Below are 25,904 nucleotides of genomic sequence, written 5' to 3'. Positions count from 1 at the left end.
GTGCGGCCATCGTGCCGATCCGACATTCCGCCGGGACGCCTGCATGCAGCGCGCCCCGGCCTGCAGGAGACACCCATGAGCACCCATAACGAGTACGACTACATCATCATCGGCGCCGGTTCGGCCGGCAACGTGCTGGCCACCCGCCTCACCGAAGATGCCGATGTCAGCGTGCTGCTGCTGGAAGCCGGTGGCCCGGACTACCGGCTCGACTTCCGTACCCAGATGCCGGCCGCGCTGGCCTTCCCGCTGCAGGGCAAGCGCTACAACTGGGCGTACAAGACCGATCCCGAGCCCTTCATGAACAACCGCCGCATGGACTGCGGCCGCGGCAAGGGCCTGGGCGGCTCGTCGCTGATCAACGGCATGTGCTACATCCGCGGCAACGCGATGGACTACGACAACTGGGCCAGCATGCCGGGCCTGGAAGACTGGACCTACCTGGACTGCCTGCCGTACTTCCGCAAGGCCGAAACCCGCGACATCGGCCCCAACGACTACCACGGTGGTGATGGCCCGCTGCGCGTGACCACGCCGAAGGCCGGCAACAACGAGCTGTTCGCGGCGATGGTCGAGGCAGGCGTGCAGGCCGGCTACCCGCGCACCGACGACCTCAACGGTTACCAGCAGGAAGGCTTCGGCCCGATGGACCGCACGGTCACCCCGCAGGGCCGTCGCTCCAGCACCGCCCGTGGCTACCTGGACCTGGCCAAGCCGCGCCCGAACCTGACCATCGTCACCCACGCGCTGACCGACCGCATCCTGTTCTCGGGCAAGCGCGCGGTGGGCGTGCAGTGGCTGCACAACGACCAGCCGCAGCGCGCCACCGCCCGCCGCGAAGTGCTGCTGTGCGGCGGCGCCATCGCCTCGCCGCAGATCCTGCAGCGCTCCGGCGTCGGCCCGGCCGACCTGCTGCGCAGCCTGGACATCGACCTGGTGCACCACCTGCCCGGCGTCGGCGCCAACCTGCAGGACCACCTTGAGATGTACCTGCAGTACGAGTGCAAGAAGCCGGTGTCGCTGGCGCCGGCGCTGAAGCTGTACAACCAGCCCGCAATTGGTGCCGAGTGGCTGTTCCTGGGCACCGGCATCGGCGCCAGCAACCAGTTCGAGGCCGGCGGCTTCATCCGCAGCGACGCCGAGTTCGACTGGCCGAACCTGCAGTACCACTTCCTGCCGGTGGCGATCAATTACAACGGCTCCAACCCGATCAAGGCGCACAGCTTCCAGATGCACGTCGGTTCGATGCGATCGCCCAGCCGTGGCCGCATCCACGTGCGCTCGAAGGACCCGCGCGAACACCCCAGCATCCTGTTCAACTACATGTCGCACGACCAGGACTGGCGCGAGTTCCGTGCGGCGATCCGCATCACCCGCGAAATCTTCGCGCAGCCCGCGCTGGCACCGTACAGCGGCCGTGAGATTTCCCCGGGCAGCGCACTGCAGACCGACGCGCAGATCGATGCGTTCGTGCGCGAGCACGCCGAGACCGCCTACCACCCGTCGTGCTCGAACAAGATGGGCCATGCCGATGACCCGATGGCGGTGGTCGATGGCCAGGGCCGCGTGCATGGCCTGGAAGGCCTGCGCATCGTCGATGCGTCGATCATGCCGCAGGTGGTGACCGGCAACCTCAACGCGCCGACCATCATGATGGCCGAGAAGCTGGCTGACGTGATCCGCGGCCGCACCCCGCTGGCCCGCAGCACCGCGCCGTACTACAAGGCCAACGGTGCACCGGTGCGCAACAAGGGCTGAGCCGCAAACCGGCAGGTGCCCACCTTGGTGGGCACCGATCCAGGACGCCCCCTCGCAATCCCGTGCCGACCAAGGTCGGCACCTACCGTTGCCGCCTCCGCGCCCCCTCTTCGCGTTTTCCCTACGGCGGGGTATGCTGCAATGAACGGCCATTGTCGCTACGCTCAGGGCCGCAACCTAATACATCACGATTCCTGGAGGGGAATATGAGTCTGGATCGTCCCTGGCTGCAGAGCTATCCGAAAGGCGTTCCCGCCGAAATCGACGTCAACGAATTCCATTCGGTCGCTTCGGTCTTCGACGCTTCCGTGGCCAAGTTCCGCGACCGCCCCGCCTACTCCAGCTTCGGCAAGGTGCTGACCTACGGCGAGACCGACGCGCTGGTCGAGCAGTTCGCCGCCTACCTGCTGGGTGAGCTCAAGCTCAAGAAGGGCGACCGCGTCGCCCTGATGATGCCCAACTGCCTGCAGTACCCCATCGCCACCTTCGGCGTGCTGCGCGCCGGCCTGACCGTGGTCAACGTCAACCCGCTGTACACCGCGCGCGAGCTCAAGCATCAGCTGGTCGATGCCGGCGTGGCCGCCCTGGTGGTAGTGGACAACTTCGGCGACACCGTCGAGCAGGTCATCGCCGATACGCCGGTCAAGCACGTGGTCACCACCGGCCTGGGTGACCTGCTCGGCGGCAAGGGCGTGATCGTCAACTTCGTGCTGAAGTACGTCAAGAAGATGGTCCCCAACTACCATCTCAAGGGTGCGGTGCGCTTCAAGCAGGCGCTCAAGCTGGGCAGCCGCCACAGCCTGCCCAAGGTCGAGATCGACCATGACGACATCGCCTTCCTGCAGTACACCGGTGGCACCACCGGCGTGGCCAAGGGCGCGATGCTGACCAACCGCAACCTGATCGCCAACATGCAGCAGGCCTCGGCCTGGATCAGTGCATCGGGCATCGAGATGGGCAAGGAGTGGATCATCACCGCCCTGCCGCTGTACCACATCTTCGCGCTGACGGCCAACGGCCTGGTCTTCATGAAGTTTGGTGGCTGCAACCACCTGATCACCAACCCACGCGACATGAAGGGCTTCGTCAAGGAGCTCAAGTCGGTACGCTTCACGGCCATCACCGGCGTCAACACGCTGTTCAACGGCCTGCTCAATACCCCCGGCTTCGATACGGTCGACTTCTCCTCGCTGAAGGTCACCCTGGGCGGCGGCATGGCCGTACAGCGCGCCGTGGCCGAGCGCTGGAAGAAGGTGACCGGCGTGACCCTGGTCGAGGCCTACGGCCTGACCGAAACCTCGCCGGCCGCCTGCATCAACCCGCTCACCCTGACCGAGTACAACGGCTCGATCGGCCTGCCGATTCCGTCCACCGATGCCTGCATCAAGGACGACAACAGCGCCATCCTGCCGTTGGGTGAGGTGGGCGAGCTGTGCATCAAGGGCCCGCAGGTCATGAAGGGCTACTGGCAGCGGCCGGACGAGACCGCAAAGGCCATCGACGCCGACGGCTGGCTGCACACCGGCGACATGGCAAAGATGGACGAGCACGGCTTCTGCTACATCGTCGACCGCAAGAAGGACATGATCCTGGTGTCCGGCTTCAACGTGTACCCGAACGAAGTCGAAGACGTCATCGCGATGATGCCGGGCGTGCTGGAAGTGGCGGCCGTGGGCGTGCCGGATGAGAAGTCCGGTGAAGTGGTCAAGGTGGTCATCGTGAAGAAGGACCCCAACCTGACCGCCGAAATGGTCAAGGAACACGCCCGGGCCAACCTGACCGGCTACAAGCACCCCAAAATCGTTGAATTCCGAAAGGAGCTGCCGAAGACCAATGTCGGCAAGATCCTTCGCCGCGAACTGCGCGATACGCCTGCCCAGTAAGGGTTTGCGGCTGTCTGGATGAGCATGGGCCCGGGGCGGAAACGTCCCGGGCCCTTTCGCATGCGCCGCCCCGGGGGCGGTGTAGCATCGCCGCGTGTGTGGACCGTTCGGCCCGCCGGCCACCCACCTCATTCTGCGGGCCGCATGCCGAGGAATCTTCCATGAGCACCATCGAAAAGCTGCCCACCAGCGGCTCCCCCTTTGCCACCATCCGTACCGAAGACAGCGCCGATGGCGCGGCCCACTGGCTGTTCATGCACGCCGACGCGGCCACCGGCATCCGCCCCTGCTGCCGCAAGGACATGCTGGATGAAATGTGGAGCTACATGGCCGCCATCACCCGTGGCCCGGCCGAACGCAACAGCGGCAAGCTGCGCCACTTCGTGCTGGCCTCCGACGCCGCCGCCTACAACCTGGGCGGTGACCTGGACCTGTTCACCCGCCTGATCCGTGAAGGCAACCGCGATCTTCTGCTCAGCTATGCCCAGCGCTGCGTGGAGGGCGTACACCACCTGCACACCGGCTTCGGCGGCGACATCCGCTCGATCGCCCTGATTCAGGGCGACGCACTGGGCGGCGGGCTGGAAATGGCCCTGGCCTGCCACACCATCGTTGCCGAAGAGGGCAGCGGCCTGGGCCTGCCGGAGGTGCTGTTCGGGCTGTTCCCGGGCATGGGCGCCTATTCCTTCCTGTGCCGCCGGGTCTCCCCGCACCTGGCCGAGAAGATCATCCTGGACGGACGCGTCTACAGCGCCGAGGAGATGTACGCGATGGGCGTGGTGGACGTCCTGGTGAAGAAGGGAGAAGGACGTGCGGCGGTGGAAGATCTGATCCGCCAGCAGCAGCGCATCCCGCAGTCGTACCTGGCCATGAACGCCGCGCGCGCCATCGCCCAGCCGGTCAGCTACGACGAACTGCTGGAAATCACCAAGGTCTGGGTCGACTCCGCCCTGGTCCTTGGCGACCGTTCGCTGCGCACCATGGATCGCCTGATCAAGGCCCAGACCCGTCGCGCCAGCCTCGACGCGGCCTGATTCGCCCTCCCCAGAAGGGTTCAAGCCCGGTTGGCCACCGGGCTTTTTTAATGACCAATCAGCACAACACCTCGTCGCGGTGCGCGGTTGAACCGATAGAAGCTGCTACTCCGGCTCGCCGCGGCAGGGTCGTCATCTCCAAAACTTCGAATGGGGCTCGGGCGTCAACCGATATTCACTGTTGCTGACGCGCATCTTGAATATCCGCTCCACATGATCGAGGTGACGATTCCCCTTCAGTACCTTCAGGCATTCCCGCTCATCCGCGCGTCGACCAAAATAGATCGCGCTTATGGCCGCCGGATCCACCCTGAACAAGTGGATCACCGGACCATCGGAATTCGCGGAAAGGTGATGAACTTCCTTCCTGACACCGAAGTCACCGACATCGTCCTGCATCTCAAATCCAATCGGAAAGCAGACATTGATGCGCCCGACGGCCGGCTCGGTGAGCTCGACATCATCGAGCCCATCGCATACACCGCGGATATGACTGCAATCATCGGACGCAATGGAATCGGCTTCACAGAGCTCGACAACCGAGCGCCACTCCTTCTCGTACATCCAGTCAATTGCTTTCGTGAAGAGTATCGCCCGACTGAACTTCCTCCAATGAAACTCATTGGAAGAATCGGGAGCGGCGTATTCAGACCTGTCAAATGCCGGCATCTCCCTCCTGTATCTCACCTTCTCTGGAAACTCGAAAGCACTGGAGGGAAATCGATCTCCAAACCGACTCATGCGCGCTCCAGCTTCACCCTGAACACATGATCCAGCAAAGAGCGGCTTGCTCATATCGAACTCAACAACCATCCCCCGGTGCTCATCCGCGTAGTGTGCCCACATCAAGGGATTGTCGAAATCCTCGGTAAAGGAGATAACCCCTAGATTATCGAACTCATCCTCGAGCACCTCCATCTGACCCCGAACATACTCGTCGTCGATCTCGCCGCAGGAATTGCCGCCAGCATTGAAGTATTTGGCAAGCGCCTGGACCGCATCCCGCACCTGCACCCTATTGAACTGCATCTCAAAAGGATCATTGAGACCGCGCGCAGGCGTGGCACGAATCATCGTATTACTGAAGAACTCTTCCCTCAAAGGCATGTACTTGTAAAGAAATCTTGGCGTATCCATGCATTCACCATCCAGAAACAAAAAGCTGCACGCAACCTCTTTGCGACAGCCAGCGATCGCGTAGATTGGCATATCCTTATCATTGCGCTGGCGGGGATATGCAGCGTCGGCAATAGCCAACGTTCACCGCGCCTCACCGTCATCGGCAGCACTGCGCAGCCGGCGTTCGGCCCGCGCATCCAGCGCGCGGCGGCCTTCCTTGATCGCTTCCTGCAGGATCGACAGGCGCGTGCGCCATTCGGCCTTCAACTGCCAATCGGCCATGCGCATCAGTTCACCGGCCCGGTTGGCCGCGCGCATCAGGCCCAGGTTGCTGGCCACGCCCTTGATCGCGTGGGCCTGTTCGCGGAAGACCTCCCACTGCGCACCCTCACCGGACTGCTCGGCCTTGCCCATGCAGGTGGCCGCATCTTCCAGGCATTGGCGGATGAACTCGCGCTCGAATCCCTCGCCCATGCCCAGTGAGGCCAACTCATCGAGCACGCTGCTGTCGAGCACCCCTCCGGCAACGCGGTTGATGAGCGCACTACGGGCGCGGCCATGGTCTTCAACTGCGCATTGCTGGCGATCTCGGCCAGGGTGTCGAGCAGGCGCACGGCCACCACCGGCTTGGCCAGGAATGCGTGCGCGCCGGCCTGGGTGCAGCGCTGGATCGCCTCGGGTGTGACATCGGCGCTGAGCACCAGCACCGGCGTGCGCGGACCGCCGCCGGCCTGCATCACCCGCAGCTCCTTGAGCATGTCCAGCCCGCTCATGCCCGGCATGTGCAGGTCCACGATCACCGCATCGAACTCGCTGTCAGCCAGCGCGTCGAGCACCGCTTCACCGCCATCCACGCACAGCACGCGGTGGCCAGCTTTCTGCAGCAGCCGCTGCAGCACCATGCGGTTGGCCTCGTGGTCGTCGGCCACCAGGATCTGCATGCTGCGCACCCGCGCGCGATGGCGCAGGAACGGATCGGCAAAGGCGATCACATTGCCACTCTGGCCGGTGTCATCGCCGCCGGCCAGCGTCGGTACCGCACCCGGCACCATCGGCTGCGGCGGCGCGAACGGCAGTTCAACCCAGAAGTGGCTGCCGCGCGGCGGGTTGTCCAGATAGCCGATGTCACCCTCCATCGCTTCAACCAGGCCCTTGGCGATGGTCGTGCCCAGGCCGGTCCCTTCATGGCGGCGCGCCATGCTCACATCGGCCTGCTCGAACGCATCGAACAGCCGCGGCCGCATCGCAGGCGGCACGCCGATACCGGTATCGAGGATGTCAAAACGCAGCCGCACCGCGCCGCTGGTGTCGGCGTGGACCACGCCCACCCGGATCTCGACGCGGCCGTGATCGGTGAACTTGACCGCATTGCCGGCCAGGTTCAGCAGGATCTGGCGCAGGTGCCCGACATCGCCGCGCAGCCGCGGAGGGACGCCGTCGGCCACCTTCACCCGGTAGTCCAGGCGCTTGGCCTTGGCCTGTGGCAGCAGGATCAGGCCGATAGCCTGGATGACGTCGGTCAGCGCGAAATCCTCGGCCACCACCCGCAGCTTTCCAGCCTCGATCGCCGAGATGTCCAGCACCTCCTCGACCAGGGCCAGCAGGCTGCGCGACGACGCCTGGATGGTGTTCAGGCATTCGCGCTGCTCGTCATCCAGCCGCGTGGTGGCCAGCACTTCGGTCATGCCGTTGAGGCCATTGAGCGGCGTACGGAATTCATGGCTCATGTTGGCCAGGAAGCGGCTCTTGGCCTCGCTGGCCCGGCGCGCTTCGGCCATCGCCTCGGTCAACTGCCGCAGCAGGGTCGAAAAATACAACGGCACCGCCGCAAGCCCCAGCCAGAGGCCGATGGCCAGGCGGAAATTGCGCTCCCAGTAAGGCGTGAGCAGCACGGTGGAACCGAAGCTGACCATCGCCATGGCCACCGCCACGTAGAGGTAGTGGTTGCCAAAGCGCATGCCGTTGCCGACGGTCACCCACATCACCACGATGTAGACCCAGGCCAGCGGCTCGCCCATCTGCACCATGCCGGCGGCGATCAGGCCGTAGTCGGCCAGCATGCCCAGCACGCGGCGCGGGTCGGAACGGCCGGGGCGCCACAGCAGCCAGCCAAACAGCAGCAACGACAGGCTCAGGCCGGTCAGCACGATGGCCAGCACGCCCACGTACTGCGCGTGTGGCAGGTCGTGGCGCGGCGCCGGCAGCAGCACGTAGGCCAGGATCAGGCTGATCAGGACGATGCGGACGATCTGTTGCCCATGCTCGCTGTCCTGCCGCTGGGACAGGCGCAGTCGCAGCCGCGACCACGCGCGTTTCACGCGCCCAGCCCCGGCCGCGCCGATGCCATCGAGTGCTCGGCGCAGATGTGCTCGAGCTGTTCGCGGCCGCGCAGCAGTGCGTCCACGCAGCGTGGGTCGAACAGGCGCCCGCGCTGTGCATACAGATAGGCCAGCGTGGCTTCCATCGTCCACGCCTCCTTGTACGGGCGTGGCGATATCAGTGCGTCAAACACATCGGCCACGGCGACGATGCGCGCCTCCAGCGGAATGGCATCGCCCACCAGGCCATCGGGATAGCCGCTGCCGTCGTAGCGTTCATGGTGGCGCAGCGCGATCAAGGCGCCGACTTGGATGAAGCGGTTCTGGCTGCCGCTGAGCAGCTCGTGGCCGATTCGCGGGTGCCGGCGCATGATTGCCAGTTCTTCGTCGTTGAGCTTGCCCTGCTTGAGCAGCACCGCGTCGGGAATGGCGATCTTGCCCATGTCATGCAGCGGTGCCGCCATCTCGATCAGGCGCACGTCGTCTTCGGGAAGGCCCAGCTGATCGGCGATCAGGCCGGCCACGCGCGCCATGCGCTCCAGGTAGGCACTGGTGCCGGCATCACGGAACTCGATCGCCCGCGCCAGCCGCGAGAGGGTCTCGCGCTCGCGCTCCTCGACCTCGTGCATGCTGGCCAGCAACCGCTGTTCCAGCGACAAGGCGCGCTGCTTCACGTTCTCGGTCTGCTGGCGCAGCTGCAGCAGGTTGTAGCAGCGCGCGCGCAGTTCGCGCGGACGGATCGGCTTGACCAGGAAATCGATGACACCCGCTTCCAGCGCCGCCTGCCGGATCGGCTCGTCGCCCACCACGGTAATCAGGATCACCGGAATGTCGCGATGCTTGGGCAGACGCCGGAAGCGGCGGGCGAACTCCAGCCCGTCCATCTCCGGCATGCGGTAGTCGAGCAGCAGCAGATCGACCGGGTGCGCTTCGCACCAGGCCAATGCAGTCAGCGGATCGCCGAAGTCGTACACGCTCAGTTCGGGCGCGATGTCTTCGATGACATGGCGCAGCATCGTCCTGGCGGACGTCTGGTCGTCAACAATGACGATGTTCAACGCATATTCTGCCTGGTTTTTCGACCATGCTGGATCATCAGCAGGCGAGGATATTCTGCCGCTGCGAACGCTCGCACCCTGCATCGGCCTGACTCCCGTGTCATGCGTCCCGGTTCATGATCGTCATCACGGCGTGAAGCGGGCTCTCCGCACCGTGCCCTCCCCGACGCCGATCAAGCCATACGGGACGTCAAGGTAGTGCAATAACGATACGCCTAGTGCGATAGGCGTCAATCGCGCCGTCTCATTTCGCGACGGCGCGCACAAACGGGCGTCAGAAAGACGTCTTACTGCTCCGGACGCATGTACGGGAACAGCAGTACGTCGCGGATCGAACTGCTGCCGGTCAGCAGCATCACCAGGCGGTCCACGCCGATGCCCAGGCCGCCGGTCGGGGCCATGCCGTACTCCAGCGCACGGATGTAGTCGGCATCGTAGTGCATCGCCTCGTCGTCACCGCCTTCCTTCGCGGCCACCTGGGCCTGGAAACGCTGGGCCTGGTCTTCCGGGTCGTTCAGCTCGGAGAAGCCGTTGGCCAGCTCCTTGCCGTTGACGAACAGCTCGAAGCGGTCGGTATAGCCCGGGTCATTGTCGTTGGCGCGGGCCAGCGGCGAGACCTCCACCGGGTGGTCGGTGATGAAGGTCGGCTGGATCAGGGTGTGCTCGACGGTGGCTTCGAAGATCTCCAGCAGCAGCTTGCCCCAGCCGTAGGACGGCTTGACGCGGATCTTCAAGCGCTCGCAATGGCGCAGCAGCGCCTCGCGGTCGGTGCAGTCGGCGGCGGAGATTTCCGGATTGTGGTGGCGCACCGCCTCGTCCATGCGCCAGCGGCGGAACGCCGGGCCCAGGTCGATCTTCGCACCGTCCCATTCCACTTCGGTGCCACCGTTGACGGTCTGCGCCACATCGCGGATCACGCCCTCGGTCAGGTCCATGATCTCGTTGTACGTGGCATAGGCCTCGTACAGCTCCATCATGGTGAATTCCGGGTTGTGGCGGGTGCTGACACCTTCGTTGCGGAAGTTGCGGTTGATCTCGTACACCCGCTCCAGGCCACCCACGGTCAGGCGCTTGAGGTACAGCTCCGGCGCCACGCGCAGGTACAGGTCCAGGTCCAGCGCGTTGTGGTGGGTGGTGAACGGCTTGGCCGCCGCGCCGCCGGGGATGTAATGCATCATCGGCGTTTCGACTTCCAGGAAGTCGCGGTTGTCCAGCCACGCGCGCATGGCGCGGATGATCTTGGAGCGCTTGATGAAGACCGCGCGCGATTCCGGGGTCACGATCAGATCGACGTAACGCTGGCGGTAACGCTGCTCGACGTCGGCCAGGCCGTGCCACTTGTCCGGCAGCGGACGCAGCGACTTGGTCAGCAGGCGGATCGACTCGGCCTTCACCGACAGCTCGCCGGTCTTGGTGCGGGTCAGGCCACCTTCGACGGCGATGATGTCGCCCACGTCCCAGCCCTTGAAGGCGGTGTAGGCATCGCCCAGCGCGGCGCCCTGCAGGAACAGCTGGATGCGGCCGGACTCGTCCTGGATCTGCGCGAAGCTGGCCTTGCCCATGATGCGCTTGGCCATCAGGCGGCCCGCCATCTTCACCTGCCGGCCGTTGCCTTCCAGGGCCTCGGCGGTCCACTGCTCGGCATCGGCGAATTCTTCCTGCAGGCGGCCGGCGAAGTCCTCGCGACGGAAGTCGTTCGGGTACGCGATGCCCTGCCCACGCAGCGCTTTGAGTTTCTCACGGCGCTCGGCGATCAACTTGTTTTCGTCGACGGGGGGTATCGGTAGCTTCGCTCATGGATCTGCGGGAATCGTGTAGTGAGGGGGATGCTGCGCCCGGCACAGCCGGTTGCCCAGCATACCAAAACCACCCTGCCCCGGCCCCGGGCCGGCCCCACCGCCGGGTAGCCGCCAACCTTGGTTGGCGTTCCGTGTGTCGACCAAGGTCGACACCTACCAGATCGCGGGGGCCAGATCGCGGGCGCGCCCCGCCCGATGGCGCGCCGGCGACCGTCAGCCGTTCCCCGGGAACGCCTGCCGCAGTTCGTCCACCAGCACCCGCTGGTTTTCCGAATAGTCGATCGGCACCGACACCAGGTGCACCCCACCCTCGTTGAACGCCGCCTCCAGGGTCGGGATGAACTGCTCGATGGCAGTCACCTCATGCCCCTTGCAGCCATAGGCTTCAGCGTACTTGACGAAATCCGGGTTGCTGAAGGTCATGCCGTAGTCGGTGAAGCCATCCACCGCCTGCTTCCAGCGGATCATCCCGTAGGCACCATCGTTGAGGATCAGCACCACCAGGTTCAGGCCGAGCCGGCGCGCGGTCTCCAGCTCCTGGCTGTTCATCATGAACCCGCCGTCGCCGCACACCGCCAGCACCCGCCGCTGCGGGTACAGGATCGAGGCCATGATCGCCGACGGCAGGCCCGCGCCCATGGTCGCCAGCGCGTTGTCCAGCAGCAGCGTGTTGGCCACCTGGGTGCGATAGTTGCGCGCAAACCAGATCTTGTACATGCCGTTGTCCAGCGCCACGATGCCGTCCGGCGGCATCACCTGGCGCACGTCGTGCACCAGCCGCTGCGGGGTGAAACCGGCCTCCTCGGCACGGTCGGCCAGATGCTCCAGGATCGTCGCGCGCAGCGGCAGCAGCGCATCGGCGTTCGGCACCGCGCCTTCAATGCGATCGGCCAGCTGGGTCAGCGAACGGCCGATATCGCCGATCACCTCCACCTGCGGGAAGTACACCTGCTCCACCGCCGCCTGTGAGTAGCCGATGTGGATCACGGTCGGCCCACCCGGGCGCATCACGAATGGCGGCTTCTCGGTGACCTCGTGGCCGATGGTCACGATCACGTCGGCCTGATCGATGGCCATGTGCACGTAGTCGCGCTCGGTCAGCGCGGCGGTGCCCATGTACAGCCCCGAGCCGCCGGCCACCGCGCCCTTGCCCATCTGCGTGGTGAAGAACGGAATGCCGGCGCGCAATACGAACGCCGACAGCGCCTCGCTGGACTGCGGCCGTGAGGCGGCCGAGGCGATCATCAGCAGCGGCCGCTTGGCAGTGCGGATGATCTGCGCCGCGCGATCCAGCGCCTCCGGGCTGGCAATCGGCCGATCCACCGCATGCGGCGGAATCAGTGCCACACCCTCCACCTCATCGGCGGCGATGTCTTCGGGCAGCTCCAGCAGCACCGGGCCGGGGCGCTCTTCCTGGGCGACGCGGAAGGCCTCGCGCACGATGGTCGGGATGGTGCGCGCCGAGACGATCTGGCGTGCCTGCTTGGTCAGCGGCTTCATCGTGCTGACGATGTCCACGATCTGGAAGCGCGCCTGCTTGCTGGCGACGATGCCTTTCTGCCCGGTGATCATGATCACCGGCCACGCACCGAGCAGCGCATAGGCCGCGCCGGTGGTGAAGTTGAGCGCGCCCGGACCGAGCGTGGCCAGGCATACGCCGGGCTTGCCGGTCAGCCGGCCGTAGGTGGCGGCCATGAACACCGCCGCCTGCTCGTGGCGGGTGATCACCAGCTCGATGCTGGAATGGCGCAGGGACTCGACCACGTCGAGGTTCTCCTCGCCGGGGATGCCGAAAATACGCTCGACGCCTTCGTTCTCAAGTGCGGCGACGAGCAGGTCTGAACCCTTGGACATGGGAATGTCGTCCTTTTCGCTGGACTGATGGTGGATCGTTGCAGGAAGGATGGAAGGCGCGCGTCAACGCTTGTCGAACCACACCGTCTGCGCGTTGACGAATTCGCGGATGCCGAAGTGCGAGAGTTCGCGACCGAAACCGCTCTTCTTCACCCCGCCGATCGGCACACGCGGGTCGGAGGCCGAGAAGCCGTTGACGAACACGCCGCCGGTCTGCAGCCGGCGCGCCAGCTGCATCGCGCGGGCGCGGTCGCCACTCCACAGGTTGCCACTGAGGCCAAACTCGCTCTGGTTGGCCAGTTCCACCGCGTGGTCGGCGTCGCGGGCGCGGCTGATCGAGGCTACCGGACCGAAGGTTTCGGTGTCGAAGGCCTGCATGCCCGGCTCCACCCCCGCCAGCACGGTGGGCGCATAGAACGCACCCGGCCGGTCCAGCTGATGACCGCCGACCAGCAGCTGCGCACCGGCGTCCACCGACGCGCGCACCTGCGCATCGAGCTGTTCGAGCAGGTCCTGGCGTGCCATCGGGCCAATGCGGTTACCCGGATCGCGGCCGTCGCCGATGGTCAGTGCCTGCACCTTCTGGCAGAACTGCGCCACGAAACGGTCGTAGACCGCGTCTTCGACGATGATGCGCTTGCCGGCGATGCAGACCTGCCCGGTGTTCTGGAAGCGCGAAGCCACGGCCGCGTCGACCGCAGCATCCAGGTCGGCATCGGCCAGCACGATGAACGGATCCGAGCCGCCCAGCTCCAGCACCACCTTCTTCAGCGCCTGCCCGGCCTGGGCGGCGATGCTGCGGCCTGCGGCCACGCTGCCGGTCAGGGTCACCGCCGCGATGCGGTCATCGGCGATCGCGCGGCTGGTGCCCTCGCGGCTGATGTTGGCGGCGATGAAGGTGCCCTCCGGCAGCCCGGCATCACGCCAGGCGGCATCGAGCAGCTGCGCGGTGCCGACGATGTTCTCGGCCGGCTTGAGCAGGAAGCCGTTGCCGCCCATCAGGATCGGCACCGCCGCGCGCATCACCTGCCAGTACGGGAAATTCCACGGCATGATGCCCAGCACCACGCCCAGCGGCAGGTAGGACACGTAGGCCTTGTCGTCAGGCACCTGGGTCGGCTCGTCGCGCAGGAATGGCGCGCCGTGGTCGGCGTACCAGTCGCACAGCACGGCGCACTTCTCGATCTCGGCCAGCGCTTCGGCCTGGACCTTGCCCATTTCGGCGGTGGCCAGCGCGGCCAGTTTCTCGCGGTCACGACGCAGCACGGCCGCCATCGCGCGCAGCACGCCCGCCCGCTGCTCAAGGCTCTGGCCGCTCCAGGCGGCGAACCCGGCCTGGCCGCGATCGAGCAATGCTTCCAGTTCGGCGTCGGAGGCGAAGGGATGGCTGGCGATCTGCTGGCCGGTGGCCGGATCGCGGGAAATGGCGGTGCTGGGGGCAGCGGACATGCTGGTCTCCTGGTGTCTCGACAACGGGCGGTGGCCCGTCTCCTGCACAGGAATGTGGACCCGTTTGATGAAGGCAACAAGGCGTCTGCTTATCCTGTGACCTGCACTTACCTGCCTGAATGGGGGCTCTTGGCAGGGCTGCGCCCTGCACCCGCAGAGGCAACGGCAACAGCCGAAGCAACAGCAACAGCGGGCTATCCGTGGGATGGCGGGGTGGGTCCGGTTGCGGGAGACGCCGTAAACCCGTCCTTGGGGGCTTGGCCGCGGCATCCATGCCGCGGACACTCCCGCAACCGGACCCACCCCGCCTTCGACAGATTTCCGCGATCTGTTGGAATGGATCCAACTTCAGATGAATTTCGATATCTGACAGATGTGTCGACCAAGGTCGACACCTACCTACAGCCACGTGAACCTGTCGAGGGTGGGGCGGTGTCGGAGTGCGGGGTGTCAGCCGCATGGATGCGGCTGCCAAGCCTACACGGACGTACTTGCGGCGTCCCCGCACTCCGACACCGCCCCGCCAACCCACGGAATCCCGCTCTGGCTTTGGCCGTTGCCGTTGCATTGAGCAGGTGCAGGGCTGCAAGCCCTGCCGACCAACCTACCTACGCGGCAGGTAGGTCACCAGTGACAGGTCGTGCCGGCTCTCCGGCACCAGCGCCACGTATTGCAGATCCAGCACCCCGCGCGTGGGATGGTTCAGCTTCTTCGCTCCTTCGTCGAAGCGACGCACGTCGTGCTCCGGCCACCACTGGCGGAATTCCTCGCTGTGCGCGGCAATATCCTCGGCCAGCGCCAGGAACGGCGCCTTGTCCGGCGCCTGCGCCATCGCTGCACGGAAACCGGCCAGCAGCCCGCGGGTCATTTCTTCCCAGTTGAGGATCAGGGTGCGGTATGGCGGGTACAGGAACATCAGCCGCAGCGTGTTGCGCTCGTGCGGCGCCAGCTGGCTGTAGTCCACGAACAACTCGGCGATGGCCGGGTTCCAGGCCAGGATGTCAAAACGGGTGTTGCGCACGTAGGCCGGGATCGGCTGCATCGCTTCCACCAGCTGGCGCAGGCCGTCGGTCACGCTCTCGTCCGGCGACTCCAGCGGCACGCCGTAACCGGACAGCGCAAAGGCGTAGGCGCGCTCGTCATCGCTCAGCCGCAGCACCTTGGCCAGGCGCTCGAGCACTTCCGGCGAGGCGCGTACTTCACGGCCCTGCTCGATCCAGGTGTACCAGCTGACGCTGACGCCGATGGCCAGCGCGACTTCCTCGCGCTTCAGCCCCGGGGTACGCCGGCGCCCAGCTGGAAGGCCGAGCGTGGCGGGGTCGACACGGGCGCGGCAGGCCTTGAGGAAGCCGCCCAGTTCCTTGCGTTCACCTTCGCTGCGCATCATCGCTACCGCCGCACGTGTTGTAGCGTCGAGCCACGCTCGACGGATCTGCTACCCGCAAAAGGCAGCCAAGCATGGCTTGGCTCTACAGAAAGCCGGATCAGCCACCCTCGGCGTTGCGCACGAGGGTGATGATATCCGCGCAGGCGCGCCGGTCAGGCATCGAGGCGCTTGGAGCCCACGGCCAGGCCCGCCTTCAGGCTGGCCTCGACGAACTCGTCCAGGTCACCGTCGAGCACCTTCTGCGTGTCCGAACGTTCGATGCCGGTGCGCAGGTCCTTGATCCGGCTCTGGTCGAGCACGTAGTTGCGGATCTGGCTGCCCCAGCCGATGTCGGACTTGGTGGCTTCCACCGCATCCTTTTCGGCGTTGCGCTTCTGGATCTCCAGCTCGTACAGCTTGGCGGCCAGCATCTTCATCGCGTTGTCGCGGTTCTGGTGCTGGCTGCGGCCGGTCTGGCAGGCCACAACGATGTTGGTCGGGATGTGGGTGATACGCACCGCCGACTCGGTCTTGTTCACGTGCTGGCCACCGGCACCGGAGGAACGGTACACGTCGGTGCGCAGGTCGGCCGGGTTGATGGTGATATCGATGTTGTCATCGATTTCCGGCGACACGAACACCGAGGTGAAGCTGGTGTGGCGGCGGTTGTCCGAGTCGAACGGCGACTTGCGCACCAGGCGGTGCACGCCGGTCTCGGTCTTCAGCCAGCCATAGGCGTAGTCGCCTTCCACGCGCAGGGTGGCCGACTTGATGCCGGCGACATCGCCACCGGACACTTCCATCAGCTCGGTCTTCCAACCGCGCGATTCGCACCAGCGCAGGTACATGCGCAGCAGGATTTCGGCCCAGTCCTGGGCTTCGGTGCCACCGGCACCGGCCTGGATGTCGACGAAGGCCGCCGCATTGTCCATCTCGCCGGAGAACATGCGCTGGAACTCCAGCTTCTCCACGTGCGCCTGGTGCTTGTCCAGGTCGGCGACCACCGCCAGCGCGGTCTCTTCGTCCTGCTCGGACTCGGCCAGCTCCAGCAGTTCGGTCGCATCGGTCAGGCCGTCGAGCACCGAGGCGATGCCGCCCACGGTCTTCTCCAGGCTCGAGCGCTCGCGCCCCAGATTCTGCGCGTACTCGGCGTTGTTCCAGACGTCGGGGCTTTCCAGCTCCCGCGTTACTTCTTCAAGACGCTCTTTCTTGGCGTCGTAGTCAAAGATACCCCCGGAGCGACAGCACGCGATCGGTCAGATCGGTGATGCGCTGGCGGACAGGATTCAATTCGATCATGTCGGCGGTTATGCAATCAAAAGATGACTGCCAATGATACCGCAGCCGCCCTGCCCCGGCGAGGCACGCCGGCGCGGCCGGGCCGACCGCTGGACACGGGCCGGCACGATGCCGGTAGACTTCCCGACCGCCGCGGGAACAGGGGCCACGCGGTCATTCCCAACCCAAGGAGCACCAATTCAATGACGATCATGCGTTCCACCCTGTGCCTGGCCGCCTGCCTGCTGGCCGCCAATGCCTCGGCCATCGACCTGAAGGGCCTGACCAGCACCGGCCTGAAGGCCGGCAAGGCGCTGACCCTGTCCGACGCGGAAGTCTCGGCCGCCGCCGACCAGGCCTGTGCCTACATGGACAAGGACAACCAGGTGGTCACCGGCAACGATCCCTACGCCCAGCGCCTGGCCAAGATCACCCAGGGCCTGTCCAACGAGGACGGCCTGAACCTGAACTTCAAGGTCTACCGCACCGCCGACGTCAATGCCTGGGCCATGGCCAACGGCTGCGTCCGCGTCTACACCGGCCTGATGGACATGGCCAGCGATGACGAAGTGCGTGGCGTGATCGGCCACGAAATCGGCCACGTGAAGCTCGGCCACAGCAAGACCAAGATGCGCACCGCCCTGCTCGCTTCGGCCGGCCGTGAAGGCCTGGCGGCCTCGGGCAACGGCAACCTGACCCAGCTCAGCCAGGGCCAGCTGGGCGAACTGGCCGAGGGCTTCATCAACGCGCAGTTCTCGCAGAAGGAAGAGAGCGCCGCCGATGAGTACGGCTACCAGTTCATGAAGCGCCACAGCTACGACCCGGCCGCCCTGGCCAGCATGTTCCGCAAGCTGTCCAGCGACGGTGGCCTGATGTCCTCGCACCCGGGCTCGGAAGCCCGTGCCGCGCGCATCGACGCGATGATCAAGAAGGACAAGAAGTAATCCCTGCGCGGGCGGGCCGACCGGTCCGCCCGCTCAGACCCCGCCAGGGCCTGGCGCAGCAGCGGCAGCTGTCGCCTACTGCACGGCACTTTGACGCCATCGGCCATGTGGAGCAGGGCTTCGCCCCCGTCCAGCGGCTCGATGGAGCGCAGCTGGTCGCGGTTGATCAGCCAGCTGCGGTGCGGCCGCAGGAACAGCGCCGGGTCCAGCCGCTGCTCCAGCACCGCCATGGTGATCCGCAGCGGGTAGTCATGCCCGCGCACACGCAGGTTCACATAATTGCCTGCGGCCTGGGCGTATTCCACATCTCCGGTGGCGACCAGGAACTCCTTGCCCAGCTTGCGCACCAGGAAATGCTGCGGACGCTCGACCGGCTCCACCGGCGGGCCCACATCGGGCTCGGCCAGCAGGCTCGCCTCACCCTGCCGGCGCCGGCCGAACCAGCTGGCGAAGTGCTCCAGCGCCACGAACAGCGCGAACGTGCGCACATCCTTCAGGTATTCGTAGGCAAGACGCTCCAACCAGCCGGCATCGTCCTGGTAACGGTAGCCCAGCGCTGCATAGGCCAGATGCCGCACCAGCATCATGCCCACCACGTGCAGCAGCGACCAACCCACGCTGGCCAGCAGATACATCGGCAAACGCCGCGTCCAGGTATCGGCATGCAGCGGCCAGCGCTCGCAGCCCCACCACAGCAGCGGCAGGGTCAACAGGATCATGCTGAGGCTGCTGAATTCCCAGATCATCGGCTCCCACAGCCCGAGATCGGCCCCCGGCGCGCGGCGTCCATCACCTCGACCAGCGCATTGGTCACTGCCGAGGCCGACAGGATCGCGGCCCACAGCAGCAGGCGGGTGGACGTGCGCCAGCGCGGAGGACGGCCCGGGGCCATTGCAGCTTCCATGGTGGGGTGGCTCTCCAGCCTGCCTGAAGGGACCGAGGGTAGCCGCTCCATTGGTCCCATCACGCCCGCCATTGGTCACTGCACGGGCGCCGGCAGGCCCCTGGCGATGGCCCGACCCACCGATGAGGGCGAGATTGGCACGACCTCCCGGCCTGGCCCGACCATGACCCGACGCCACGACATCGACGCCCTGCGCGTGTTCGCCTTCGCGCTGCTGATCCTCTACCACACCGGCATGGCCTACGTGGACGACTGGGGCTTCCACCTCAAGAGCGTGCATACCGCCGAATGGCTGCAATGGCCGATGCTGTTCTTCAACCGCTGGCGGATGTCGCTGCTGTTCCTGATCTCGGGTATCGCCATTGCGCTGATGCGCCCGGAAGGAAAGCTGCTGCGCTTCGCCGGCCTGCGCACCTGGCGGCTGCTGCTGCCGCTGCTGTTCGGCATGTTCGTGATCGTGCCGATCCAGCCCTATTGCGAGGGCGTTGCCAACGGCCACGAGGCACCAGGCTTCGGCCACTTCCTGCTGCGCTACTGGCAGGTGCAGCCATGGCCGGAAGGCAGCTTTGCCGGCTGGCAGTACGGCATCACCTGGAACCATCTGTGGTACCTGGCCTACCTGTGGAACTACACGCTGGCGCTGGCGCTGTTGATGCCGGCGCTGGGACTGGCAGTGGTGCGCAGGGTCGTGGCCGGCGTGGCCGCCTCGCCGACCCTGCTGATCGGCATTCCGTTCGCCCTGTTGCTGGCCTGGGTGGTCTGGCTGGAGCCGATCTACCCCTCCACCAATGCGCTGATGGGCGACTGGTACCAGCACGCCAAGTACGCCACGGTGTTCCTGGCCGGCTACCTGCTGGCGCGCGAGCCGATGTTCTGGGAACGAGTGGTCGCCCTGCGCCGCACCACGCTGTGGCTGGCCCTGACGGCGGTGGGCGGGTACATGGGCCTGCGCATCCTCGGCCAGCTGCTGCCGGACGATTCACCGCTGAGGCAGTGGCCCGAACCGTTCTGGGATCTGCAGGTCAGGACCACCCAGTCGCTGTATGTGTGGACCGCGCTGCTGGCCATCCTCGGCTGGGGCAAGGTGCTGCTCGACCATCCGTTCCGCTGGCTGCCGTACTGCACCGAGGCGATCTACCCCTGGTACATGCTGCACCAGAGCCTGATCATCGCGCTGTTGTTCTGGCTCAAGCCGCTGCAGCTGGGGCCGTGGCTGGAGCCGACCCTGCTGCTGGGCGGCACGGTGGCTGGCTGCCTGTTGATCCACGAACTGCTGATCCGCCGCACGCGCTGGTTGCGGCCGCTGTTCGGACTGAAAGCCGATCCGCAACGGCGCAGCGAGCGTCACGCTGATGTAGAGCCGAGTCCCTGCCCGGCTGCCCCTGCCATGCGCAGCGCATGGGTTGGGCGCGACCCACCGATGAACCGATGAACCGCTGTCCTCAACGGCGGCTCCGATGCTCGGCTGCTTCTGGGGTGAGCCGAGCATGGGCTCGGCTCTACAGCATTGCGGCCTGGGCAGCCACGCATGGCGTGGCGCTACTTCACTTCGAACTCGCCGACCAGTACGGTCTCGGCGCGGTCCTTCAGCCGCATCGTCACCATCTGGTCCTTCTGCTTCTGCGTGCCCCAATGGGTGGTCAGGCGCAGCATCAGCGTGGTCGCACCGGTCACCAGCTGCTGGCGGCTGCCGAAATAGTTGGCTTCCACCTTGTACCTGCCGGGCTTGGCGTTGCGCAGCGAGAACTGCTCGGGCCCATAGCCGCCGGTGAAATCCTGCGACATCTGCCCGCCCTGGTAGGTCAGGCGGTTGCCGTAGTACGCACGCTCGCCATTCGGGTCGGTCACCCACAGGTCCATGTCGCTGTTGTCGGCATCCCACGACAACACCACGCGCAGGTCCAGTGGCATCGCCTGCAACAGGCGCGGGTCGATGCTGCGGGTGTCGAGCCTGGGCGTGCTGCGTGCAACCAGATGGGTCAGCTCATCCAGCGCGATCAGCGCGATGCCATCAAAGCGGCTGTCCCACGGCCGCACCACCACCTGGTACAGCGGCGCCAGCGCCAGCTGCGGCTTCCCGGCGGCGGCCAGCGCCAGGCCGAGGTCACGGAAACTCTGCGGTTCTTCCTGGCCCATCGCCAGCACCTGCTCGAACACCGGCACCGCCAGCGCAGGCGCATCGGCCTGTATCAGCCGGTAGCCGAGCACGCGCAGCAGGTGGCGGTTGTCCAGGTCCATCTCGGCCAGGTTCGACAGTACACGCAGCGCCAGCTCGCGCTGGCCCTGTTCCAGCAGCAGATCGGCCACATCCAGGAAGAACGCACTGCTGTCGGCATGCGCATCGCGCTCGGCCAGGTAGCGGTTGTACAGCTGCGCGGATGGCCCTTGGCGCAGGCGCCGGGCGATGGCCGAATCCGGCTGCCATGCGGCCAGCTGGATGCCGAGCTCGCCCTCGTTGGCGGGCCCGGCTTGATCGATGGCCGAACCGGTGACCACCACCGCGTCGAGCGTCTGGTTCGCCGCGGACACGGAGCGGCGCGCGCGTGCGCTGCTGGCCTCCCTGCGCTGCTCGGCTGCCGCTGCCATCGGTGCAGGCGGGGCCGCCGGAGAAGGTGCCGCCAGCATCGCCACCGGCGCCGATTCCATCGCAGCATCTGCAGACGCCACTTCCAGCGCCCTGCCCTTCAACTGCGGCGGCGCATCCTTCGGCCAGCTGCGGCTCCACCACTGCTGGCGCTCCTTCCAGCGTGCGGCCACCTCGTCCAGACGCCGGCGATCGGCAGCGGCGCGGTCGCTCACCTGGCGCGCGAAGCGGGCGTCGTACTCGGCGCGCAGCTTGCCCGCCGGACGGATCGCGTAGCGCAGGTAATCCTCCAGCGTTTCCAGCACGATCAGCGAGGTATCCGGCCCGACCAGGCCGAACTGCTGCGACAGGCGCTGCATCGCCTCGCGGTTGCCGCGACGGTCGGCCGCCAGCTGCTGCAGGCGCGCCTGCGCCCACAAACCGGCGAGCAGTTCACCGTCGTCGCTCTTCTGCGTGGCCGGCAGCGCCAGCCACTCACCACCACCAACGCGCACCCGCATCGGCACACCGTCCGCCGCCAGCCGCGCGTGCAGCCACAGCCAGCCTTCGGCTTCGCTGCGACGATCAATCACCACGTCCTGCACGCCACGCCCCGCGTCCACCTGTACATCCAGCGGCGAAGACAGGAGTGCACGCGCGGCGGCATCGACGTCGGCTTCCAGGGCGACGAAGCGGCCACCGTGCGCTTCACTCCAGCTGCGCAGGCGCGTGCTGTCGGTGCGGGCACCGGCGCTGCTGACGGCAAACAGGCGCTGATCCGGCGCCATCGCTGGCAGCTGTTCCGGCCCGTAGGTCAGCAGGCCGTCGCTGACCAGCAGGTACTCCTTCACGCTCTGCTGCGGCTGCCACTGGGCCAGCGCACTGGCACCGTCCGGGCGCACCGCCTGCAAAGCCGCGCGCAGCTCGCTCCAGTTGCCTGCGCGGATACGGAAGCGGCGCACCGGCTCGGCACGGTCGCGCAGCACAGTCAACGCGACCGTGCCATTGCCCATCGCGGCGAAGTAGCGATCCAGCAACGCGAACTCACGCGCGCGGTCGCGCCGGCCGGAGGAACCCGAGCCATCCCACAGCAGGCCGACCTCGCTCGGCGGCGTACGGGGAGTACCGCTGGCCGGCACCGGCACCTGCGCCAGCAGATAGTGGCCGTCCTGCCACGGCGCCACCTGCACCTGCGGCTTTCTTTCAGCCGGCAGGGTCCATTGCAGCTGTGGCGGCAGCTGCGCACCCTGGCCCTGCCATTGCAGCTGGCCCGCCGTGATCTGGAACGGTGCGGTACCCGCGGTCATCGCCCCGGGCGCCTGCACTTTGACGTCAACGGAGGCGGCACCTGCGGCGAACTGCAGCGGCAGCGTCCATCGCCAGCCCTGGCCCGAGAAGGCCAGCGGCTCGCGCAGCACCAGCTGCACGCGGCGACTGCCACCGGCCGGCAGCGGGTAGATGCGCAGGCGGAACTGGTTGCCCGCCGTCTGCTCCAGCAGGCCGGGGTCGACGCCACGGCGGGCGATCTCCTCGAAGACCTGGCGGCCGCGATCCTTGGGCACCGGCACCGCCTCGCGCAGTTCGCCGCCGATATCCAGGGCAAACCCGGTGATCTGCTGGCCCTCGGCCAACGGGAACTGCAACTCCCCTTCCAGCACGCGCCGGTTCGGATTGTGGAATTCCAGGGTGATGCGGGTCTGGGCGATGCCGGCCTGGATGTCGCCTTCGATGCGGGCCTGGCGCAGCGCGATGGGCTGCTCGGCGCCGGCAACCTGCAGTAGTGGCACCGACCGGACGGGCCGGACGGCCTTGCTGGACTGCGCCTGGGCAACCCCGGCGACAGCACAGAGCAGCAGGGCCAGTACGGATGGAATCACACGGCGGACGAGGGGCATCGGACTGCTCCAGCGGGAGGTTGGACGGTTCAACGCGTGGCTGGGGGGAATGGGGTTGGATGGGGGGCGACTTCAGGATGCCGTCCCGCACAGCGCAGCTTCAGATCAGGCCGTCTTCGAGCTGCTCCAGCACGACGGACCACGATGAACCCTCAGCAAGTGCAGCAGGATCAAGCCTTCCCCATGCCGCCGCCATCGCCTTGATTGCATCATCGCGATTGAACCCTTGTCTTGCTGGACGCGCGTGAATCTCGCCTCGCTTGAACGCCTCAAGTCTGGCCTGCATTACTGCCTGAGAGTAGACAACCGGCATGGAATCGCTTGATGTTGCCTGCGCTTGAAATACCTCATACGCCTCCAGAAAGCCAAGGAAGCTCGAAAGGCGACTATTGACGAACTGATGTCCGCCGTCACCTGCCGCAATCACCTTTCCGGCCACGGAAAGGCAGAGCAGCAGTTCCTTTCCCCATGGCTCGTGCGCCACGACCAGAAGCGCCTCGCCGTAGAAATCGGCCATCTGCGGCGCTTCGAACTGCACAACGGGTACTTCACCAGGAAGTCTTGACGGCAAACCGAGCTTCAACATCAACTCACTGGACAAAGGATCAAGTCCAAAGTCGCCAAGCACCTTGGTACTCACTTCCAGCGAACCCGCATCGTAGAAGCGAGAGAACGAATTTCCAGTCACGTGTAGCCCTCAAAACCGGGCGTTCACCTTCCAATAGATTCGTGAACCGTGCACCTGACGAAGATCTCAATGCGATCTTCAGTACCGACCGCGAGGTCAGCAGATTGCGGCTGTCGTAGGTGAACTCGCGTTGCAAATGCGGGCTCAACTGCTCGCGCGTGGTGCGGCCCAGCGCTTCACGTTCCATCGAGATCGGCGACTCGTCATTGATCCCCAGCGATACCGTCTGGTCCCGCAGGTCGCAGCCAAACGCTACGCGATTACCGGCCGACACTCAGTTAGCCGTGCCTTGTGGGACAGCGGCCGAGGCAGGCCAAGCACTCCCCTGCATCCTCCATCAGCCGTGAAGGAACAGCGCGGCCAGGAATGACCCTGAGGCACGATATTCCAGCGATCATTTCATCACACGTTCAAGCTCTGGAACCCAATCGAACCTCATCAAATTCCATCATTCATTTGTGACGCACGAAATCGCAAATTACATCAGGCCCGCCGAACAATCTCCTCTAGAAAGCCCATAAAACTATCGACAAACGGCTCATAAGATCCGTCAGACCAATCCCGCCTGACAACTGGATACTCTCCGCCAATCAGCCCGTTACTGGTATCGAAATAGAATGATTCATCCGCATCCGGAAGATGAATTGAGATATACCCGCCCGGCAGGTCGCCATCACGTGAATCCAGTCTGAAATTGCAGATCAGATCACTATCGGAAATTTCACGCACATCCCGAGGCGCAAGGGTCAGGACAGGATAAGCACCGACCCTCAGATTCCCATACTTGAGCAACCACTCCTTGTACGAATCAGGCAATGGAATCCCCAGCTCAGCTTCGGCCTCCCGGATAAGGCCAGGTTCAACCTGGCGCCCTGGGAACACCTTGACTCGCGGGTGCTGCGCCACCAGCGCCTCCAGATTATCAAACATGAACACACCTCATTGTCGGAAGATAGCCAGCGCGTTGCCTTGTCCTGCACCTGCTCAATGGCGCCGAACAGGGTCGTGGCCAATGCAGCAGGGTCCAGCCAAGCCGCACTTGAAGCGATGCCGAAGATGCTATCGACTGCGCAAGCCTTAAGGCCCGAAAGCCCTTCTACGCTGAGTGACGAACGAGGCCCATCAGGAAATCAAAGAATGATGGCGAAGAGAACTCGAACTCCCCGGTATTGTAGTCGTACCGCAGAATTGGATACTCTCCATCCTTCAATCCTTCACGTGTATCGAAGTAGAAGGCTTCGTCCGAGTCCGGAACAAAAATCGGAATCAGGCCTTCTGGCGGAAAGCCGTTCTCCTCGACCAAGCGAGCGTTGTAGACAAGGTCGTCATCAGCCACGTCACGGTTCTCCACATCTGCGAGGCCGAAAACGGGATCTGGACCTACAAAAAGGTTGCCAAACTCAACTAGCCAAGCCTTGTAGGAAACGGGCAGAGCCAAGCCAAGCTCCTTCTCTGCATCCTCCACAAGCTCCGGAGAAGCAGCACGGCCAGGAAACACCCTTACCCGCGCCGATCCAGCGATCATTTCATCAAGGCGCTCAAAACAGGAACTCCAATCAGGACACACCAGGCCTCCTGGATCAATCAAGCGAAACAGAGCTTCACGGCGCCAGCAACACCCGAGAAATCGATCTTACCGGCACTGCGCGGCAGCTTTGCACTTTCGAAACCGCGCGTCAGCCAACCTCCAATTGCCGATGCAGCGCAATCATCATCGATGGACATTGCCTCGTCCTTTCCAACGCAGACAGCAAGCAGAACACTTTTCTTCTTGGCAGAGAATCTAACCGACGATGAAATCCCTTCCGGGCAATATTCTGTCAAACTGCCACTGATCCACAGTTCAACATCGATCGTCTCCAGACCATCAATAGACAGCTCTGCGAACGCGAACTTCAATCTAGCGCGTGCCTGGACGATCTCAGGTTGAAACTTCACCCCCACCTCTGGCCCGCCCAACCTTCCGCTCAACGTCACTTCCATCTGTCCTCCAT

General features: G+C 65.3%; 17 protein-coding genes and 2 pseudogenes. 5 read left to right on the top strand and 14 right to left on the bottom strand.

Going from position 1 to position 25,904, the window contains the following annotated elements; all coding sequences use genetic code 11:
• The first annotated feature begins 75 nt into the window (after window positions 1-75).
• From betA to N4G47_RS08230, 3 genes are all read left to right on the top strand, one after another.
• Window positions 76-1,758, top strand: a complete 1,683-nt coding sequence (betA, locus tag N4G47_RS08240; RefSeq protein ID WP_249844109.1) for a choline dehydrogenase — start codon at window positions 76-78, stop codon at window positions 1,756-1,758.
• 206 nt (window positions 1,759-1,964) lie between these two features.
• Window positions 1,965-3,641: a long-chain fatty acid--CoA ligase gene (locus tag N4G47_RS08235; RefSeq protein WP_107232480.1), complete on the top strand. Its 1,677-nt coding sequence runs from the start codon at window positions 1,965-1,967 to the stop codon at window positions 3,639-3,641.
• A 161-nt stretch (window positions 3,642-3,802) separates the two neighbouring features.
• Complete coding sequence (locus N4G47_RS08230; protein ID WP_249844111.1) at window positions 3,803-4,675, top strand: crotonase/enoyl-CoA hydratase family protein; 873 nt, start codon at window positions 3,803-3,805, stop codon at window positions 4,673-4,675.
• A gap of 132 nt (window positions 4,676-4,807) precedes the next feature.
• On the opposite strand, the gene N4G47_RS08225 is transcribed toward N4G47_RS08230, so the two are convergent.
• From N4G47_RS08225 to prfB, 8 genes and pseudogenes are all read right to left on the bottom strand, one after another.
• Complete coding sequence (locus tag N4G47_RS08225) at window positions 4,808-5,932, bottom strand: DUF2971 domain-containing protein (RefSeq protein ID WP_475286387.1); 1,125 nt, start codon at window positions 5,930-5,932, stop codon at window positions 4,808-4,810.
• A 3-nt stretch (window positions 5,933-5,935) separates the two neighbouring features.
• A pseudogene (locus N4G47_RS08220) lies at window positions 5,936-8,112 on the bottom strand (response regulator).
• Window positions 8,109-9,254 (bottom strand): cyclic di-GMP phosphodiesterase response regulator RpfG, encoded by a 1,146-nt coding sequence (gene rpfG, locus N4G47_RS08215; RefSeq protein ID WP_107232477.1) that lies wholly within the window; start codon window positions 9,252-9,254, stop codon window positions 8,109-8,111. The pseudogene N4G47_RS08220 and the gene rpfG overlap by 4 nt, the downstream one beginning before the upstream one ends.
• A 203-nt stretch (window positions 9,255-9,457) precedes the next feature.
• A complete protein-coding gene (gene lysS, locus N4G47_RS08210; protein ID WP_475289913.1) occupies window positions 9,458-10,951 on the bottom strand; it encodes a lysine--tRNA ligase in 1,494 nt (497 codons plus the stop codon).
• A gap of 231 nt (window positions 10,952-11,182) precedes the next feature.
• Window positions 11,183-12,823, bottom strand: coding sequence for an acetolactate synthase large subunit (locus tag N4G47_RS08205; protein WP_475286385.1), 1,641 nt, complete (start codon window positions 12,821-12,823; stop codon window positions 11,183-11,185).
• Window positions 12,824-12,886: 63 nt separating this feature from the next.
• Window positions 12,887-14,272, bottom strand: a complete 1,386-nt coding sequence (locus N4G47_RS08200) for an NAD-dependent succinate-semialdehyde dehydrogenase (protein WP_475286383.1) — start codon at window positions 14,270-14,272, stop codon at window positions 12,887-12,889.
• Between the two features lie 604 nt (window positions 14,273-14,876).
• A complete protein-coding gene (locus N4G47_RS08195) occupies window positions 14,877-15,659 on the bottom strand; it encodes a helix-turn-helix transcriptional regulator (protein WP_475286381.1) in 783 nt (260 codons plus the stop codon).
• Between the two features lie 152 nt (window positions 15,660-15,811).
• Window positions 15,812-16,937, bottom strand: a protein-coding gene (gene prfB / locus N4G47_RS08190; RefSeq protein WP_107232471.1) for a peptide chain release factor 2 whose coding sequence is annotated in 2 segments (ribosomal slippage) — window positions 15,812-16,861 and window positions 16,863-16,937 — 1,125 coding nt in all. Because the reading frame shifts where the segments join, the coding sequence is not laid out codon by codon here.
• Between the two features lie 182 nt (window positions 16,938-17,119).
• On the opposite strand from prfB, the gene N4G47_RS08185 reads away from it, so the two are divergent.
• Window positions 17,120-17,860, top strand: a complete 741-nt coding sequence (locus N4G47_RS08185) for a M48 family metallopeptidase (RefSeq protein ID WP_080393032.1) — start codon at window positions 17,120-17,122, stop codon at window positions 17,858-17,860.
• 44 nt (window positions 17,861-17,904) lie between these two features.
• Here the strand turns inward: N4G47_RS08185 and N4G47_RS08180 are convergent.
• A pseudogene (locus N4G47_RS08180) lies at window positions 17,905-18,752 on the bottom strand (LytTR family DNA-binding domain-containing protein); the annotation flags it as partial.
• Window positions 18,753-18,927: 175 nt separating this feature from the next.
• Between N4G47_RS08180 and N4G47_RS08175 the strand changes: the two are divergent.
• Window positions 18,928-20,196: an acyltransferase family protein gene (locus tag N4G47_RS08175; RefSeq protein WP_475286379.1), complete on the top strand. Its 1,269-nt coding sequence runs from the start codon at window positions 18,928-18,930 to the stop codon at window positions 20,194-20,196.
• Window positions 20,197-20,303: 107 nt separating this feature from the next.
• Here N4G47_RS08175 and N4G47_RS08170 read toward each other — a convergent pair whose 3' ends face one another.
• From N4G47_RS08170 to N4G47_RS08150, 5 genes are all read right to left on the bottom strand, one after another.
• Window positions 20,304-23,222 carry a VIT domain-containing protein gene (locus N4G47_RS08170; protein WP_475286377.1) on the bottom strand — a complete coding sequence of 973 codons (2,919 nt, stop codon included), beginning with the start codon at window positions 23,220-23,222 and terminating at the stop codon, window positions 20,304-20,306.
• A 100-nt stretch (window positions 23,223-23,322) separates the two neighbouring features.
• A complete protein-coding gene (locus tag N4G47_RS08165; RefSeq protein ID WP_006441081.1) occupies window positions 23,323-23,910 on the bottom strand; it encodes a hypothetical protein in 588 nt (195 codons plus the stop codon).
• A 483-nt stretch (window positions 23,911-24,393) separates the two neighbouring features.
• Window positions 24,394-24,840 carry an SMI1/KNR4 family protein gene (locus N4G47_RS08160; RefSeq protein WP_180864690.1) on the bottom strand — a complete coding sequence of 149 codons (447 nt, stop codon included), beginning with the start codon at window positions 24,838-24,840 and terminating at the stop codon, window positions 24,394-24,396.
• A 166-nt stretch (window positions 24,841-25,006) separates the two neighbouring features.
• Window positions 25,007-25,477, bottom strand: coding sequence for an SMI1/KNR4 family protein (locus N4G47_RS08155; RefSeq protein ID WP_475286374.1), 471 nt, complete (start codon window positions 25,475-25,477; stop codon window positions 25,007-25,009).
• A 17-nt stretch (window positions 25,478-25,494) separates the two neighbouring features.
• A complete protein-coding gene (locus N4G47_RS08150) occupies window positions 25,495-25,893 on the bottom strand; it encodes an Imm12 family immunity protein (RefSeq protein ID WP_475286372.1) in 399 nt (132 codons plus the stop codon).
• Window positions 25,894-25,904: the final 11 nt, after the last annotated feature.

The sequence above is a fragment of the Stenotrophomonas sp. GSD10 genome, from assembly GCF_056172695.1.
Note: the sequence above shows the minus strand (reverse complement) of the source record. Positions and strands in the feature narration are given on the sequence as shown.

Excerpts from the sequence above, each read along its gene's own strand:
- N4G47_RS08170 (WP_475286377.1), bottom strand. The coding sequence starts at position 23,222 with ATGCCCCTCGTCCGCCGTGTGATTCCATCCGTACTGGCCCTGCTGCTC.
- N4G47_RS08205 (WP_475286385.1), bottom strand. The coding sequence starts at position 12,823 with ATGTCCAAGGGTTCAGACCTGCTCGTCGCCGCACTTGAGAACGAAGGC.
- rpfG (WP_107232477.1), bottom strand. The coding sequence starts at position 9,254 with ATGCAGGGTGCGAGCGTTCGCAGCGGCAGAATATCCTCGCCTGCTGAT.
- N4G47_RS08230 (WP_249844111.1), top strand. The coding sequence starts at position 3,803 with ATGAGCACCATCGAAAAGCTGCCCACCAGCGGCTCCCCCTTTGCCACC.
- N4G47_RS08160 (WP_180864690.1), bottom strand. The coding sequence starts at position 24,840 with ATGTTTGATAATCTGGAGGCGCTGGTGGCGCAGCACCCGCGAGTCAAG.
- N4G47_RS08235 (WP_107232480.1), top strand. The coding sequence starts at position 1,965 with ATGAGTCTGGATCGTCCCTGGCTGCAGAGCTATCCGAAAGGCGTTCCC.
- N4G47_RS08200 (WP_475286383.1), bottom strand. The coding sequence starts at position 14,272 with ATGTCCGCTGCCCCCAGCACCGCCATTTCCCGCGATCCGGCCACCGGC.
- N4G47_RS08185 (WP_080393032.1), top strand. The coding sequence starts at position 17,120 with ATGACGATCATGCGTTCCACCCTGTGCCTGGCCGCCTGCCTGCTGGCC.
- N4G47_RS08195 (WP_475286381.1), bottom strand. The coding sequence starts at position 15,659 with ATGATGCGCAGCGAAGGTGAACGCAAGGAACTGGGCGGCTTCCTCAAG.
- N4G47_RS08175 (WP_475286379.1), top strand. The coding sequence starts at position 18,928 with ATGACCCGACGCCACGACATCGACGCCCTGCGCGTGTTCGCCTTCGCG.
- betA (WP_249844109.1), top strand. The coding sequence starts at position 76 with ATGAGCACCCATAACGAGTACGACTACATCATCATCGGCGCCGGTTCG.
- N4G47_RS08150 (WP_475286372.1), bottom strand. The coding sequence starts at position 25,893 with ATGGAAGTGACGTTGAGCGGAAGGTTGGGCGGGCCAGAGGTGGGGGTG.